Origin of the sequence: Rhodococcus sp. Leaf278 (genome assembly GCF_001426085.1) — a bacterium.
Taxonomy (GTDB): domain Bacteria; phylum Actinomycetota; class Actinomycetes; order Mycobacteriales; family Mycobacteriaceae; genus Rhodococcoides.
Genome location: NZ_LMRR01000012.1, coordinates 41,006 through 56,587, shown reverse-complemented (window position 1 = coordinate 56,587; position 15,582 = coordinate 41,006). Strand labels below are relative to the sequence as shown.

Sequence of the window (15,582 nt, the reverse complement as noted above, 5' to 3'; positions counted from 1 at the left end):
GCGTACATTCCGCGGATCAGCGAGAGTTCGACATCTCTCGGGCGCGTCAGTGCACGACGATCGGTGCCGCCGCCCCCTCGCTCACGTGCTTGGTTCGGGGCAGAAAGAACGCGGGAACGAACGTGGCAACGATGAGAACCAGGGCAACCGTGAAGGTGGTACCGAAGGCTCTGGCCGAGATGTCGAACGCTTCGACCTGGTCGGTGGCGGTCAGTGCGGGCTTCTGTTGAGCTGTCAGCACCACCGACATCAGGGCCGTACCGATCGAGCCGGCGGCCTGCTGAACGATGTTCATCAAGGTGGAGCCGCGAGCGACGGTGTCGTTGGTCAATGTCTGCAGAGCCGCCGTCATGATCGGCATCATCGTCGAACCGAGTCCGAGTCCCATGACGAACAGAGCGCCGATCAGCAGTGTGTAGGACGTACTGGTGCCTACCTGTGTGAACACCGCCATGCCCGCAGTGATGAGCACCATGCCCGCGAGCACGATTCTGCCGGGACCGGTTCTGTCGGCGATCACCCCCGCGATCGGCATCGCGATCATCGCGCCGATGCCCTGCGGGGCGAGCAGGAGCCCAGCCGACAGAGTCGATTCTCCGCGCAGCAGGAAGTAACTGGGGAACAGCAGGCCCGCGCCCATGAAGGCCACCATGAACAGCGTCGTGGTGATCACGGCTACGGACAGCGATCGGTTCCTGAACAGGCGCAAATCGATCAACGGGTGCTCCACCCGGAGTGCATGGAAGACGAACAGGACGATCAACACCAGGCCGACGAGGACCGGAGCCAGCACTTTCACAGCGAGGACGGTTTCCGTCTCGACGACCGAGGACGCGCCGTAGAGAAACAGTGCCAGACCGGGCGAGAGCATCAGCATGCCGCGAAAGTCGAAGGATTCGGACGGAGTCGGGTTGTCCTTGGGGAAGATGGCCACCGCGGCAATCAGCGCAACGATGCCGATCGGCAGGTTGATGAGGAAGATCCAGTGCCAGCTCGCTGCCTCGATCAGCCAGCCGCCGAGAATGGGGCCGGCGATGGGCCCGATGAGCATGGGAACACCCAGCACGGCCATCACTCGGCCGATGCGCTCGGGACCGGCAGCGCGGGTCATGATCGTCATGCCCAGCGGCATCAGCATGCCGCCTCCGAGGCCTTGCAACACTCGGAACACGATGAGCGAGGTGATGTCCCAGGCAAAGCTGCACAGCACCGAACCGAGCACGAACAGCACGAGCGCGGTGATGTAGAGGCGTTTCGTTCCGAAGCGATCGGCGGCCCAGCCGGTCAGGGGTATGACGGTCGCCAGAGCGAGCGTGTAGCCCGTCATGGTCCACGCGGCGTTGGCGTACGTCGTGTCGAACACGTCGGTGAATGTGCGGAGAGCGACGCTGACGACGGTGACGTCGAGGATGGACATGATCGCGCCGAGCACCACGACGCCGGCAATTTTCAGCAGCGCTCCGTCGAGCTTCTGCGGTGCGTCGGTCGCCGCGGGCTTGCTCAGGTCGGTCATTGTTCTCCAGATCGGTGATCGAACGCTACGAGGCATGCCGAGGCCGCGCGCAGAGTTTCGGAGCTGGCTGAGGCGCACGGCGGCAAAGATTGAAGTGAGGGTAACCGGCCGGTAGGTCTGTGCTCAATGGAATTTTCGGACACATGTTCAGGGTGCCTATGACAAAGGCCACATCACGACTACAGGCATGATCGTGTTCATGACCACACACGGCGGTGTCGAGGCCGGCAGAGTTGTTCTTCTCCGGCACGGGGAGACCGAATGGGCCCTGGCCGGTAAACACACCGGCAACACGGACGTCCCGCTCACGAGCGTCGGCGAGCAACAGGCTGTCGACGCCGGCTCACTGCTGCAGTTGTTGAACCTGCGGGATCCTCTGGTGATCTCGAGTCCGCGGGAGCGTGCCCGTAGGACCGCCGACCTCGCTGGCCTACACATCGACCGAACGTGGGATGCGTTGTCGGAGTGGGACTACGGGGACTACGAGGGCATCACGTCAACGGAGATACACGAGACGGTTCCGCATTGGACGGTGTGGACGCATCCCTGTCCCGGCGGAGAGTCGATCGGCGACATCGCCGTGCGAGTGGAGCTGGTGCTCTCGGTCGTCCTACCGCTGCTGTCCGATCGTGACGTCGTGTTGGTCGGTCACGGCCACTTCTCCCGTGCACTCATCGCCGGCTGGACCGAGGCTTCGATCACCGAGGGCAAGCGGTTTGCGCTCTCGCCCGCCGCGTACTCGCTTCTCGGATTCGAGCATTCTTTCCGCCAGCTGGTCGCACACAACGTGCACCCCTCGATTCTGACCGCAGCGTCCGTTCGAAAAGAGGACCGTCGATGATCCGCCGGGCCACCGAGTCCGATGTTCCCGCCATCACCGGTTTGGTGCACGAACTCGCTGCGTACGAGAAGTCGTCGTCTCTGTGCACCGTCGGTGAAGAGCACCTTCGTCGTGCGCTGTTCGGTGCCCAGCCGTCGGTGTTCGCGCACGTCGCCGACCAGGAGGGGGTCGTCGTGGGGTGCGCACTCTGGTTCCTGAACTTCTCCACGTGGGACGGCGTCAACGGCATCTACCTGGAGGACCTCTACGTACAGCCGGCCGCGCGCGGAGGAGGCTTCGGAAAAGGGTTGCTCGCCGCGTTGGCTGCCGAGTGCGTAGCCCACGATTACACGAGGCTGACCTGGTCGGTTCTGAACTGGAACACCCCGTCGATCGGCTTCTACCGATCGTTGGGTGCGCAGCCGCAGGACGAGTGGACCACGTACCGGTTGGCCGAGGGGGCCTTGGCCGAGTTGGCCGCGACGGCGCGGTGACGGGTCGGATTCAGCCGAGTTCGTCGTCGACGTCGCTGTATTCGGCCGCCATCCACCGCGACGAGGGTGGGCTGAACAGCAGAACGAGCACACCGATCACGACAATGCCGAGAACGACGCCGTAGACGGTCTGGTGCGATCCGGTCAACAGCGACCAGACGACCGGCAGCAACAGCAACTGCACGACGGTGGCAACGGCTCTGCCCCAGCGTTTGCCGAGAATGAGTGCGACGCCGGCAGCCCCGACTCCCATACCCAGTACGCCGAACCACCCGGCGGTGCCGTAGCCGTTGGCAACAGCGTTGTCTCCTTCGCCGGAGATCGCCCGAACCAGTAGAACGAACGCGGCAATCAACGAAGCCGCGCCCTGCGCCGCGACGAGGACCCCAGCGGATCGGAAGGTGGCCGGCGGAACGATGTTCTCGGGTGTCGATGTGGGCACGCGACCAGCCTAGGCAACACGGGAGTGGAGCCTGCGGAACGACCCGCTCGAGGCGGGAGTGGAGCCTGCGGAACGACCCACTCAACCCCGCAGTGGAGCCTGCGGAACGACCCGCTCGAGGCGGGAGTGGAGCCTGTGGAACGGCCCCGATAGTGTTGGTCCTCGTGCGTGCGCTGCTGATCGTCAACCCCAATGCGACTTCCACGACGGCTGCGGCTCGGGATCTGTTGGCCCATGCGTTGTCGAGTCGGGTGCGGGTGACGGTAGCGCAGACTACTCATCGTGACCATGCGTCCGAGCTGGCCCGGGGTGCCCGTGAGGACGGGATGGGCCTGGTGATCGTTCACGGTGGCGACGGGACTGTCAACGAGGTGATCAACGGATTGCTGGGTGTGCCGTTACCGACGTCGATGCAGGCGGTGACGATAGGTGCCATTCCGCCGATCGCCGTCGTTCCCGGCGGCAGTGCCAACGTGTTCGCTCGTTCTCTGGGTATCGAGGCGGATCCGGTGGCGGCGACGAATCAGCTGATCGGCCTGCTCGACGCCCGTGCGCGCCGGAGGATCGGGTTGGGTCACTGCGACAATCGGTGGTTCACATTCAATGCGGGTATGGGTTTGGATGCCGATGTATGTCGGGCGATCGATGCCGGTCGCAAGGACGGCAAGCCGGTGTCGGCCACCAGGTACGTCCGGTCTGCGGTGCAGGAATTCTTCAAGCACAAGCGGCGTCCGGCTCAGTTGACGGTGCAGGTTCCCGGAGAGGATCCGTTCGACGATGTGCACTATGCGTTCGTGTCCAACTCGAGCCCGTGGACGTATCTGAACCAGCGCCCGGTGCACACCAATCCCGGTACGAGTTTCGAGTCGGGTCTCGGCGTGTTCGGCATGCGCTCCACAGCCCTTTTCCCGACGCTTCGGGTATCTCGTCAGCTGTTGGCAAAGGGTGCAGAACCCAAGGCGCGCAAGCTTATTCGAATCGACGACGTTCCGAGTGTTCGCATATCCTCGACCGCGCCGGTAGGCCTGCAGATGGATGGCGACTACCTGGGCGAACGCACCGAAGCAGAGTTCTTCTCCACCCCGGACGCGTTGGAAGTTGTGGCTCCGAACACCTGAATGCCGCCGCCACCAGGGCGCGAGCAGCGGTTTTGAGCACTTTCCTTCGCAATTACGAGCGAAAAGTCTCGAGTCGGGGTACAAAGGAGCGCAGAAGGCTAAAGCGAGCCTAACAGAGTGAGCTTGACCACGGACACGCGCGTATCCCTTGACTTCGCCCGAGTTCGTGAAAGCATTCACAAGCAACAGTGCGGAAACATTGGTTACCCACTCGTGAACAGAAGAGAAACGAAACGGCGCTTCGGCGCCCGGTAAGGAGCAGAGGATGGACTGGCGCCACAAGGCAATTTGTCGCGATGAAGATCCGGAACTATTTTTCCCGGTGGGAAACAGTGGCCCGGCGCTCGCGCAGATCGCCGATGCCAAAGTCGTCTGTACTCGGTGCCCCGTCACCGCTGAATGCCTGTCCTGGGCACTCGAATCCGGCCAGGACGCAGGAGTATGGGGCGCAATGAGTGAAGACGAGCGCCGTGCACTCAAGCGACGCAACGCACGTACGCGCGCACGCAGCTCCGTCTAGGACGCACAACACGACAACACAGAGAAGCCCGGTACTCGCTCACGCGAGTACCGGGCTTCTCTGTGTCCTGTGTGTCCGAACGACGTTACGCATTGTTCATCGAGCCTTCGCATCACGGTCTGGGAACGCGTCGGCCCAGTGGAACCCTGAGCATCGCGTCCGTTCCCCCGCCGGCCGCGGGATGAAGGCCGAGCGATCCGTTCAGCTCCACCGACACCAGGGTGCGGACGATCTGCAGGCCCAGTCCGTCCGACCGCTCCAGCGAGAACCCGCTCGGTAACCCACGCCCGTCGTCGTGGATGACCACGTCCAGCCATTTTGCGGAGCGATCGGCGCTGATTCTCACCACTCCGGCAGATCCGGCGTCGAAACCGTGCTCCATTGCGTTCTGCACCAGTTCGGTCAGCACCATCACCAGCGGTGTTGCTCGTTCTGCCGAGAAGACTCCGAGCTTGCCTTCGCGCATCACTCGGACCCGCGGATTGACCGTCGCGATATCGAGCATTATCGGCACCAATCGGTCGACTATCTCGTCGAGGTCGACCTCTTCGTCCACCGACATCGACAACATTTCGTGTACCAGCGCGATGGACGTCACCCGACGAACCGACTCTGCCAGCGCGGTGCGTGCCTCCTCGTTCTCCAGTCGCCGAGACTGCAGCCGGAGCAGGGCCGCAACGGTCTGCAGATTGTTCTTCACTCGATGATGGATCTCTCGAATGGTCGCGTCCTTGCTGAGCAGGGCCCGATCGCGTCGCTTCACCTCGGTGACATCACGAACGAGCACTGCAGCACCTGCCGACCGCCCACGGGGCTGAAGCGCGAGAGTACGTACGAGAACGGTGGCACCGCGGGCGTCGACCTCCATACGATGGCCCACATTGCCACCGAGAGACGACCGAATGTGGTCGGCAACCTCTTGCGAGTCGAACGGGTCGGTGACCAGCGATCTCGTGACCGACGCGAGATCTCGGCCGGACAGTTCCGTCGTCAGTCCCATCCGGTGATAGGCCGAGAGCGCATTGGGGCTCGCGTAGTCCACCCGGCCCTCGGTGTCCACGCGAATGAAGCCGTCGCCTGCTCGGGGAGACGAGTTCACGTCGGTGCGTTCCTCAGGTGTGGGGAACGTTCCTTCGCTGATCATCAGACACAGATCGTCGGCGCATTCACGGTAGGCCACCTCGAGCGCACTGGGCGGTCGAAGCTGCGCCGGATGGGTGTCTCGCGTGAGCACCGCGATCACGTGCTCGCCGCAGCGCACCGGAATGCTCTCGGTTCGCGTCAGGACGCCTCCCTGGACGATCTCCTGCTGCTGCAGCGCAATCATCACATCCGGGTGCTCCGACTCCGATATCGCCGTGCCCACGATGTCGTGTGTGAAGACCGTCGGCGCAGTGGTCGGCCGACACTGGGCAACACACAGCACGTCGGCGGTTCCGCTGGATACGTCGTCGGTACCGACCCACAGCAACACGTCCGCGAACGAGAGATCGGCCAACAGCTGCCACTCCCCCACGACACGTTGCAGGTGGTCTACCGCGACGCCAGGGAGGTCGGTGTGTTCGGCCAACAGGTCACTGAGGGTCGACACGAGATATCGGTGGGCCGTGGCTCAGGACACGACGGCGATGAGGTCGCCCTGTTGGATGACGTCGCCGACGGCCACGTCCACGGAGGTGACGGTGCCCGCGGTCTCGGCCAGCACCGGAATTTCCATCTTCATCGACTCCAGGATCACCAGGGTGTCACCCACCTGGACCGCGTCGCCTCTGGTCACGACCACCTGAAACACCGTGGACACCATTTCCGCGCGAACGTCCTCGGACATCGGCGAACCCCTCTCTCACGTCACCACGAACTGCGCTGGACACCTACCGGAGACCAGGCCCGTCACAGTAAGCCAATCACACGTGGGAGACTGTAGTGAACAAACGAGAGGAGCCCATCATGGGAAAGCGTGGACGTAAGAAGCGTGCTCGTAAGGGCAACAAGGCCAACCACGGCAAACGTCCGAACAGCTGACGGTTTGCCACACGCCACGAGGGGCCGAGAAGCGGATGCTTCTCGGCCCCTCGTCGGTTTGCGGGTCTGGGGTTCGCTGACCCGTTCTTCGCTTATTCGGAGTCGCTCTGGCGAGTCAGCACGGTCCGGCGGATCTCGACGCTCAGCCGTTCGCGCAGACCGGCCGGTGCCTGGTCCCCTCCACACTTGCGAGAGATCAGCCGCTTGACCTTTTCCTCGATTCCGTAGGCCTCGAAGCACGAGCCACACTCGTCGATGTGCTTCTGCAGGCGCGTCCGGCTGGCCTCGTCGCACTCGTTGTCGAGCATGATCCACACGTCCGCGATGACCGCAGAGCAATCGAGTCGCTCGAACTGCTCGTCTCCGTCGGTGTTGCCGGTGCGGGTCACTGGACTACCTCCTGCTCGTGCCGGTCGACTGCGCCGCCACGGTTGAAACCACGCTCGCGCGCCACGTCGGCCAACAGTCCTCGAAGTTGTTTGCGCCCGCGATGCAGACGCGACATGACGGTTCCGATGGGAGTTCCCATGATCTCGGCAATCTCCTTGTACGGAAAACCTTCCACGTCGGCGTAGTAGACGGCCATCCGAAACTCTTCGGGAAGAGACTGCAACGCCGCTTTGATGTCGTCGTCCGGCAACGCGTCCAGCGCCTCCACCTCCGCAGAACGCAGCCCGGTCGACGTGTGCTCGGCGGTCGCAGCGAGCTGCCAGTCGCTGATCTCGTCGGTGGGGTACTGCGCGGGCTGGCGCTGCTTCTTGCGGTAGGAGTTGATATAGGTGTTGGTGAGGATCCGGTACAGCCAGGCCTTCAGGTTCGTACCCTCGCGGAACGAGCGGAAAGCCGAGTAGGCCTTCACGAACGTCTCCTGAACCAGGTCCTCGGCATCGGCAGGGTTACGCGTCATCCGCAACGCCGCGCCGTACAGCTGATCGAGCATCGGCAACGCGTCGCGCTCGAAGCGCTCGGTCAACTGCACTTCGGTCTCGGCTGCCCTCTGCTCCGCGATCGCCTTCTCGTCGTCCACTGGAGCGACGGGATTGCTGGCTTCTGTCACGCTGATCCCTTCGATAGCTTCCGCCGCCCAGGCTACCGCGCCCGAAGTCGACTTATGCGAAGAGATCACCCCCTTCAATGCGAGGGGACGTCCCGCGGTCAGCACTGCCATTCGTCATTCCTTCCGCCTGCATCCGTATCTGTGGTTACACAACACAGGTCACCGCCGCCGTGTTCCCGCGCCGCAACTAGAGTTCGGCGAATGGCTGCGTCGACCCCCGCTCTCGCGCTGCTCACCGCACGAAAGGTGGCGCACATCGTGCATTCGTACGACCACGATCCCAGCGCGCAATCCTTCGGCCAGGAGGCGGCACAGGTACTCGTCGAGCGACTCGGAGTGCGACCGGAACAAGTCTTCAAGACTCTGATCGTCGAACGGTCGGACCGGTCGCTCGGCGTCGCGGTCGTTCCCGTCACGACGATGCTCTCGCTCAAGTCCGCGGCGGCAGCACTGTCCACCAGAAAGATCGCCATGGCCGAGCGGGCTGCCGCGGAGCGTTCGTCCGGCTACGTCTTCGGCGGAATTTCACCTCTCGGCCAACGCAAGTCCCTCCCCACAGCCATCGACGACTCCGCTCTGACGTTCGAGACGATTCTGTGCAGCGCGGGACGCCGCGGCCTGGAAATCGAACTCGCCCCGGCCGACCTCGTCCGACTCACCCGCGCCACAACCGCGCCCATCGCCGCGCGCTGATCGCGAATGAGCGAAGATGGACGCGTGAGCAATTGGACAGCACCCGTCGCGGCCGCACCCGTCGATGCGACAGTCACCCTGCCGGGATCGAAATCCATCACCAATCGCGCACTGATCATCGCCTCTCTCGCATCCGGCGCGTCGACGATCACCGGTGCCCTTCGCAGCCGCGACACCGACCTCATGATCGACGCTCTGCGGACTCTCGGGATCGAGATCGTTGCCGCAGACGACGACGAAACGACACTGCGAGTCAGTCCGGCCCGACTGCACGGCGGATCGGTGGAGTGCGGGCTGGCAGGTACCGTCATGCGCTTCGTTCCGCCACTCGCCGCACTCGCCGACGGCGAAGTGTCCTTCGACGGCGATGAGCAGGCACGCATTCGCCCTCTCGACACGATCCTCGACGCGTTGCGCGCCGTGGGTGCCGAGATCGGAGGCAGCGCGCTTCCGTTCACGATGCGCGGTACGGGCTCGCTGCGCGGCGGATCCGTGGAGATCGACGCCTCCGGCTCCTCGCAGTTCGTCTCCGGCCTGATGCTCTCGGCGGCAGCCTTCGACGAGGGAATCGAAATCCACCACACCGGCAAGCCCGTTCCGTCCATGCCGCACATAGACATGACCGTGGAGATGTTGAGGCGAGCCGGAGTTCGCGTCGACACTCCCGAATCCGGCGGCGATGCGAACACCTGGCGGGTGTACCCGGGTCCGATCACACCGATCGAGTGGACCATCGAGCCTGATCTGTCCAATGCCACTCCGTTCCTGGCCGCTGCAGCGGTCACGAGAGGCAGAGTGCGCGTTCCGAATTGGCCGGAGTCGACCACCCAGCCCGGTGACGCGATCCGGGAGATCCTCGCACTGATGGGAGCTCGCGTCGATCTGACTGCCGGCTCCCTCACTGTGGAGGGTCCGGACACGTTGCGCGGCATAGACTTCGATCTCCATGATGTCGGCGAGCTGACACCGACGGTCGCGGCGCTCGCCGCCCTCGCCGAGGGACCGTCGATTCTCCGTGGCATCGCACATCTACGTGGCCACGAGACCGACCGACTCGCGGCGCTCACCACCGAAATCGTCCGGCTCGGTGGGCGCGCGGTGGAAACCGACGACGGCATCAGGATCGATCCGGCACCGCTGCACGGCGGCAGCTGGCGCGCCTACGCCGACCACCGAATGGCCACGGCCGGTGCCATCGTCGGATTGTGCGTCCCCGGCGTCGAGGTCGACGACATCGGCACCACCGCCAAGACCCTTCCGGGCTTCGAGAAGCTCTGGGACGCAATGCTGTCCACCACCACACCGAGCGAGGTCGGCTCCTGACCGCCCGTCGTTACGACGAATCCGACGTCCGCATTCGACCCGGCAAGAGTTCTCGCCCACGCACCAAGACTCGACCGGAACACAACGACGCCGAATCGGGAATGGTCGTATCGGTCGACCGCGGCCGATGGGGCTGCGTACTCGGCGGCGACCCCAACCGGCCCGTGGTGACCATGCGCGCCCGCGAGCTGGGCCGAACCCCGATCGTGGTGGGCGACGAGGTCGGCATCGTCGGAGATCTGTCGGGCAAGGTCGACACCCTGGCCCGGATCGTGCGCGTGGCCGAACGCCGCACGGTCCTGCGGCGTACCGCCGACGACACCGACCCGTTCGAGCGCGTCGTCGTGGCCAATGCAGACAGGTTGCTCATTGTCGCGGCACTCGCAGACCCGCCGCCGCGCACCGGTTTCGTCGAGCGAGCGCTGGTTGCCGCCTACGTCGGTGGCCTCGAACCCGTGCTGTGCCTGACGAAGAGCGACTTGGCCGCCCCCGAGGAATTCACCGCGGCATTCGCCGATCTCGATGTCCCCGTGGTGTTGGCAGGTCAGTCCGAGGACCTCACCGAATTGACCGCGATGCTGACGAACCGGGTGACCGCCCTCATCGGCCACTCGGGCGTCGGAAAGTCGACACTCGTCAACAGATTGGTGCCCGATGCCTATCGGGCCACCGGGGTCGTCTCAGGTGTCGGGAAGGGCCGTCACACCTCGACGCAGTCGGTGGCGCTACCGCTGCCGGGCGGCGGCTGGGTGGTCGACACACCGGGCATCAGATCGTTCGGACTGGCGCACATCTCCCCCGAGAACGTCGTCGCTGCGTTCTCCGATCTGGCCGACACCATCGAAGACTGCCCGCGTGGGTGCACCCACCTCGGCCCGCCGGCCGATCCCGAATGTGCCCTCGACTCCCTCACCGGTGATGCGGCACGACGCGTCGGTGCCGTGCGCCTACTCCTCGAAGCCGTTCGAACGAACGAAGCCTGGTAGACACCCACGGGTCTCTACCAGGCTTCACTCGTGAATCGGTGGCGGTCAGGCTGCCTTGCCGACCAGCTTGCGAATTCCCTTGCGCTTCTTGGTTTCTGCGATCGCCGTTCGGAGCCCGCGACGCTTTCCCGTCTCGGGATCGACGGCGAACAAGCCGGCGGGAGCGTCGGCCCACTTACGCTCCGACGCGGTCTCGGGAGCGTCGTCGCTCGTTGCCTTCAAGTACTTGTTGGGCAGCGACAGCTTGGCGATGGTGCGCCACGACAAGAAGTACTGGTGCACGATGGAACCGGTCGTGTAGGGCAGGTCGTACTTCTCGGCGAGCTCGAGAACCCGAACCTTGATTTCCCGCAGTCTATTGCTGGGAAGGTCGGGGAACAGGTGGTGCTCGATCTGGTAGCACAGGTTACCGCTCATGAACTCCATGACGGGGCCGGCATTGAAGTTGGCACTGCCGAGCATCTGACGCAGGTACCACTGCCCCTGTGTCTCGCCTTCCATGTCGGACTTGGTGAACTTCTCCGCCCCGTCCGGGAAATGACCACAGAAGATGACCGTGTTGGTCCACACGTTGCGCATCATGTTGGCGACGATGTTCGCCGTCAACGTGCTCTTCCATGCCGGACCGGTGAGCAAGGGGTGCAGGACGTAGTCCTTGCCGATCTGCTTGCCGACCTTCTCGAGCACTTCGCGTCGCTTCTGCTCGAACTCCTCGCGCGGCACCCGTCCCTTGGCGACCTTGCCCAGTTCGAGGTGCTGCAGGGCCACGCCGTACTCGAAGAACAGCTGCAGCAGCAGGTTGTAGACGGGGTTACCGAGGTTGAACGGCTTCCAACGCTGATCTCGGGTGACGCGGAGCAGGCCGTAGCCGACGTCGTCGTCCATTCCCAACACGTTGGTGTACTTGTGGTGAATGTAGTTGTGCGTCTGCTTCCAGTGCGCCGACGGACCCGTGTTGTCCCACTCCCACGAGGTGGAGTGGATCTCGGGGTCGTTCATCCAGTCCCACTGGCCGTGCATGACGTTGTGGCCGAGTTCCATGTTCTCGATGATCTTCGCGACCCCGAGCATGGCGGTTCCGACGAGCCATGCCGGGCGCCTGCGGCTGGCGAAGAGCACGGCCCGGCCACCGATGTCGAGGGATCGTTGCAAGCGAATGGTGTTCTTGACATACCGAGCGTCGCGCTCACCGCGGGACGCTTCGATGTCACGCCGGATGGCGTCGAGCTCGTGGCCCAACGACTCGATGTCGGCATCGGTCAGATGCGCGTACTCTTTGACGTCCGTAATCGCCATGGGAAACAACCTCCTGGCAGTCGTGAACACACAGCTCGCGTATCAGGCCATGTGCAATTTCATCACCTACCGTAACGTAACTTACGGTCCCGTAGGTTAGCGGCGGAAATCTGTGTGACGATTCACAACGATGTGCGGTCGCCCGAACGTCGAAGCGCCTTCGCTTGACGCTTGGCTTCCTTCTTGGCGTTGCGCAAGCTCACTCGCGCTTCCTGCATCGCCGAACGTAGGCCTCGACGCTGGCCGGTCAGCGGATCGATCCGGAGTGCATGAACGGCCGGTGAATCTCCCACCCGCCATCGCCGCTCGGACGACGTCTCGGGAGCGTTGTCGGACGTGGCACGCAACCACGAATCGGGAAGCGACAGCTTGTGGATGGTCCGCAGCGCCAGCAGGTACTGCTTGCCCAGCGAGCCGGTCGTGTACGGCAGATCGTACTTCTCGCACAAGGCGTGCACCTTCTCGGAGATCTCCGAGTAACGGTTGCTCGGCAGGTCCGGGAACATGTGGTGCTCGATCTGGTAGCAAAGGTTGCCGCTCATGAAGGCCATGACCGGACCGGCCTCGAAGTTCGCACTGCCCAGCATCTGACGCAGGTACCACTCGGGGCGCGTCTCGGTCTCGAACTGGCCGATCGTGAATTTCTCGGCACCGTCCGGAAAGTGTCCGCAGAAGATCACCGCGTACGCCCAGAGGTTCCGGATCAAGTTGGCCGTGGCGTTGGCAGTCAGCGTCGACTTCCACGCCGGACCCGTCAACGCCGGGAACAGAACGAAGTCCTTACCGACCTGCTTGGCAATCTTGCGCGCGAACGCGCGGCTCGCCGGCGACTTGAACAGACCCTGTTCGTCGGCGCCGTCCAACTCCTTCTGAGCGTCGTAATCGTGCAGCGCGATACCCCACTCGAACGTAGTGGCCAGCACGATGTTCGCGAGCGGTTGAATCAGGTTGATCGGCTTCCACGGCTCGTCCCGGGTCATGCGCAGGATGCCGAAGCCGATGTCGTCGTCCATTCCGACGATATTGGTGTACGTGTGGTGCGAGTAGTTGTGCGCTCGTTTCCACTGCTCGGACGGCCCGGTCTGGTCCCACTCCCACGACACGGAATGAATCTCCGGGTCGTTCATCCAGTCCCACTGGCCGTGCATGACGTTGTGGCCGAGTTCCATGTTCTCGATGATCTTCGCGACGCTGAGCATCGCGGTGCCGGCAAGCCAGGCCGGTCGATACTTGCTACCGAGCAACACTGCGCGCCCACCGAGTTCCAGTAGTCGCTGCAGCCGGATCGTACGGCGAATATACGCGGCGTCGCGTTCACCGCGGCTGTCCTCGACGTCGCGGCGGATAGCGTCCAGCTCGCGCCCGAAGGCTTCCATGTCTTCTTCGCTCAGGTGCGCGAATTCTTTGATATCGGTGATGGCCACCGGGTCCTCCAACAGTTGAGTGCAGTGCCCGAAATATCGTGGTTCGTCATGGGCAACCTACGTAAGCGTAACCGAACAGCCTGAGAAGTCGGTGTGCGAGAAACAGACCTACAGTTCCAGTGTGCAGTCGCCCGCAGCAGCGGAAATGCACGTTTGCACACGATCACCCTCGCTGTGCTCCTTGCCGGAGCGAAGGTCGATGACGTGCCCTGCGGTCAACGGGACCACACACGTCTGGCAGATGCCCATCCGGCAGCCGAACGGCATCTGAACTCCGAGACTCTCCCCCGCTTCGAGAAGGCTCGTGGCCCCGTCGACCGCAACGTTCTTGTCCGATTTGGAGAACGTCACGGTGCCGCCCGCACCCGAAGTGTCGGCCCTGGAGATCTCGAACCTCTCGAGGTGGAGCCTGTCCTCGATACCCTCGCGCTTCCACGTCTTCTCGATCTCTTCGAGGAGCGCCGCGGGGCCACAGGCCCAGGTATCACGCGTCCGCCAATCCGGGTACAGCTCGTCGAGCGAGGCGAGCGCGAACTTGCCGTCGGATCGCGTCAACTGCACGTGGGAGGTGAAGTTGGGATGCGACTTCTCCAACGCGGAGAGCTCGGCGGCGAACATGACCTCGTCCTCGGTGGGAGCCGAGTGGATGTGCACCGTGTCGGGCATGTCGCCGTGTCGATCGAGCGCCCGCAGCATCGAGATGATCGGAGTGATGCCGCTGCCCGCAGTGACGAAGAGGATCTTGTTCGGCGGTGGAACCGGCAGCGCGAAATTTCCCTTCGGCGCGGCCAGGCGAACGATCGTCCCCTGCGGCACGCCGCCGACGAGATGCGAGGACAAGAAGCCCTCGGGCATCGCCTTGACCGTGATGGAAATCAGCTTGTCTTCCCAGTTCGGCGGCGAGGTCAACGAATACGACCGCCAATGCCACCGCCCACCGAGATGCAGGCCGATTCCGATGTACTGGCCCGGCTGATAGTCGAAATTGAATCCCCAACCAGGCCTGATCACCAGCGTCACCGCGGTCGCCGTCTCTTGCTCCACTCGCACGATGCGACCTCGCAACTCACGCGCCGACCACAGCGGGTTCGCCAGATGCAGGTAGTCGTCGGGCAACAAGGGAGTGGTGATGCGGGTGAAAGCACCACGCACCATGTTCAGTCTGGGACGCCTGGGCGACGAGACGCCGGCCGTAGGAGCTTCCAGCCATTTCTTCAGATCCATCGGGTGTTCCATCCCCTCGATCGAGACTCCGCGCCGCATCCGGCCATCGAGGTTACGCTACCGTAGGTTCGCGGTCGGGTTCACCTTCGCCGCAATGGTGCGGGGACGATCACAGCGTAATCACAGCAGTTCGAGGAGAAACGACAACTCCTGCGGGGCGTACCACGCCAGCGTGTGATCCTCGGCGTCCCCGAGCACGAACTCCGCGTCGGCGTCACCCATGTCGGCAGCATCCACGGCCGCCGCAGCCTTGGCGACTGCCGATTCGGCACCTTCGAGATCGACGTGGACCGACGCGACCTGATCCATCCGGAGGGGTTCTTTCAACCGGACGACGGCATCATCGAGATCGGGCCGCAGGGTGGGGTCGTCCACGTCGGCCGCGATCACTGCTCGCCGATACACCACTCCCTCGGCGACCGTGCCGGTGTCGGCTTCGTCGTCGACGGCCGCTGCGATCAAGCGCAGCGAAGCCCGCGCAGCCTCCCCCATCGCCACTTCGGCCAACTCCTCGTCGTCGCCGGAGGAGTATGCCTCACGCAGAGTCGGCGTCACCGCGAACGCCGTCCGCGAGACCGGGCCGAACTCACCGTCTGCAGACAACACTCTCAGGAACTCCAGCGTCGCTGGAACGTAGACACGCATGGCAG

Annotated in this window: 18 protein-coding genes; 8 read left to right on the top strand and 10 right to left on the bottom strand. The window is 63.8% G+C overall.

The features are described 5' to 3' along the window. Window positions 1-46: 46 nt before the first annotated feature. Window positions 47-1,513: a DHA2 family efflux MFS transporter permease subunit gene (locus ASG84_RS12980; RefSeq protein ID WP_057477482.1), complete on the bottom strand. Its 1,467-nt coding sequence runs from the start codon at window positions 1,511-1,513 to the stop codon at window positions 47-49. A 199-nt stretch (window positions 1,514-1,712) separates the two neighbouring features. Between ASG84_RS12980 and ASG84_RS12975 the strand changes: the two genes are divergently transcribed. Then, entirely contained in the window at window positions 1,713-2,354 is a 642-nt protein-coding gene (locus ASG84_RS12975; protein WP_156399509.1) for an acid phosphatase, read from the top strand. Further along, window positions 2,351-2,827, top strand: a complete 477-nt coding sequence (locus ASG84_RS12970) for a GNAT family N-acetyltransferase (RefSeq protein WP_057477480.1) — start codon at window positions 2,351-2,353, stop codon at window positions 2,825-2,827. Before ASG84_RS12975 ends, ASG84_RS12970 begins: the two co-directional genes overlap by 4 nt. Window positions 2,828-2,837: 10 nt before the next feature. Here ASG84_RS12970 and ASG84_RS12965 read toward each other — a convergent pair whose 3' ends face one another. Then, window positions 2,838-3,269, bottom strand: a complete 432-nt coding sequence (locus ASG84_RS12965) for a hypothetical protein (protein WP_057477479.1) — start codon at window positions 3,267-3,269, stop codon at window positions 2,838-2,840. Between the two features lie 164 nt (window positions 3,270-3,433). Here ASG84_RS12965 and ASG84_RS12960 point away from each other — a divergent pair, with 164 nt between their 5' ends. Both ASG84_RS12960 and ASG84_RS26935 read left to right on the top strand, forming a co-directional pair. After that, on the top strand, window positions 3,434-4,387 hold the full coding sequence (locus tag ASG84_RS12960; RefSeq protein WP_057477742.1) for a diacylglycerol/lipid kinase family protein: 954 nt from the start codon (window positions 3,434-3,436) through the stop codon (window positions 4,385-4,387). Window positions 4,388-4,652: 265 nt separating this feature from the next. Continuing rightward, window positions 4,653-4,907 carry a WhiB family transcriptional regulator gene (locus tag ASG84_RS26935; protein WP_032366305.1) on the top strand — a complete coding sequence of 85 codons (255 nt, stop codon included), beginning with the start codon at window positions 4,653-4,655 and terminating at the stop codon, window positions 4,905-4,907. A gap of 112 nt (window positions 4,908-5,019) precedes the next feature. Here ASG84_RS26935 and ASG84_RS12955 read toward each other — a convergent pair whose 3' ends face one another. Then, window positions 5,020-6,498, bottom strand: coding sequence for a sensor histidine kinase (locus tag ASG84_RS12955; protein ID WP_057477478.1), 1,479 nt, complete (start codon window positions 6,496-6,498; stop codon window positions 5,020-5,022). 21 nt (window positions 6,499-6,519) lie between these two features. Further along, complete coding sequence (locus ASG84_RS12950; RefSeq protein WP_057477477.1) at window positions 6,520-6,735, bottom strand: biotin/lipoyl-binding carrier protein; 216 nt, start codon at window positions 6,733-6,735, stop codon at window positions 6,520-6,522. Window positions 6,736-6,854: 119 nt separating this feature from the next. On the opposite strand from ASG84_RS12950, the gene ASG84_RS28750 reads away from it, so the two are divergent. Then, window positions 6,855-6,929, top strand: coding sequence for a 50S ribosomal protein bL37 (locus ASG84_RS28750; protein ID WP_370878772.1), 75 nt, complete (start codon window positions 6,855-6,857; stop codon window positions 6,927-6,929). 92 nt (window positions 6,930-7,021) lie between these two features. Here ASG84_RS28750 and rsrA read toward each other — a convergent pair whose 3' ends face one another. Continuing rightward, entirely contained in the window at window positions 7,022-7,318 is a 297-nt protein-coding gene (gene rsrA / locus ASG84_RS12945) for a mycothiol system anti-sigma-R factor (protein ID WP_057477476.1), read from the bottom strand. Further along, window positions 7,315-8,097 carry a sigma-70 family RNA polymerase sigma factor gene (locus ASG84_RS12940; protein WP_156399508.1) on the bottom strand — a complete coding sequence of 261 codons (783 nt, stop codon included), beginning with the start codon at window positions 8,095-8,097 and terminating at the stop codon, window positions 7,315-7,317. The genes rsrA and ASG84_RS12940 overlap by 4 nt, the downstream gene beginning before the upstream one ends. Before the next feature lie 90 nt (window positions 8,098-8,187). Here ASG84_RS12940 and ybaK point away from each other — a divergent pair, with 90 nt between their 5' ends. Genes ybaK through rsgA form a run of 3 tightly spaced genes read left to right on the top strand, consistent with a single transcriptional unit; the run spans window position 8,188 to window position 10,988 of the window. Beyond that, the gene (gene ybaK / locus ASG84_RS12935) at window positions 8,188-8,679 is read left to right on the top strand and encodes a Cys-tRNA(Pro) deacylase (protein WP_057477475.1); all 492 of its coding nucleotides are present in this window, start codon (window positions 8,188-8,190) and stop codon (window positions 8,677-8,679) included. Window positions 8,680-8,685: 6 nt separating this feature from the next. Beyond that, entirely contained in the window at window positions 8,686-10,002 is a 1,317-nt protein-coding gene (gene aroA, locus ASG84_RS12930) for a 3-phosphoshikimate 1-carboxyvinyltransferase (RefSeq protein ID WP_057477474.1), read from the top strand. After that, window positions 9,954-10,988: a ribosome small subunit-dependent GTPase A gene (rsgA, locus tag ASG84_RS12925; RefSeq protein ID WP_200936587.1), complete on the top strand. Its 1,035-nt coding sequence runs from the start codon at window positions 9,954-9,956 to the stop codon at window positions 10,986-10,988. The genes aroA and rsgA overlap by 49 nt, the downstream gene beginning before the upstream one ends. Window positions 10,989-11,033: 45 nt before the next feature. Here the strand turns inward: rsgA and ASG84_RS12920 are convergent, their stop codons facing one another. The 4 genes from ASG84_RS12920 to ASG84_RS12905 form a co-directional block, all read right to left on the bottom strand. Beyond that, complete coding sequence (locus ASG84_RS12920; RefSeq protein ID WP_057477472.1) at window positions 11,034-12,284, bottom strand: fatty acid desaturase family protein; 1,251 nt, start codon at window positions 12,282-12,284, stop codon at window positions 11,034-11,036. Between the two features lie 122 nt (window positions 12,285-12,406). Next, window positions 12,407-13,708, bottom strand: coding sequence for a fatty acid desaturase family protein (locus ASG84_RS12915; protein ID WP_057477740.1), 1,302 nt, complete (start codon window positions 13,706-13,708; stop codon window positions 12,407-12,409). 108 nt (window positions 13,709-13,816) lie between these two features. After that, the gene (locus ASG84_RS12910; protein WP_057477739.1) at window positions 13,817-14,932 is read right to left on the bottom strand and encodes a ferredoxin reductase; all 1,116 of its coding nucleotides are present in this window, start codon (window positions 14,930-14,932) and stop codon (window positions 13,817-13,819) included. Window positions 14,933-15,052: 120 nt separating this feature from the next. Next, window positions 15,053-15,577: a DUF6912 family protein gene (locus tag ASG84_RS12905; protein ID WP_057477471.1), complete on the bottom strand. Its 525-nt coding sequence runs from the start codon at window positions 15,575-15,577 to the stop codon at window positions 15,053-15,055. Window positions 15,578-15,582: the final 5 nt, after the last annotated feature.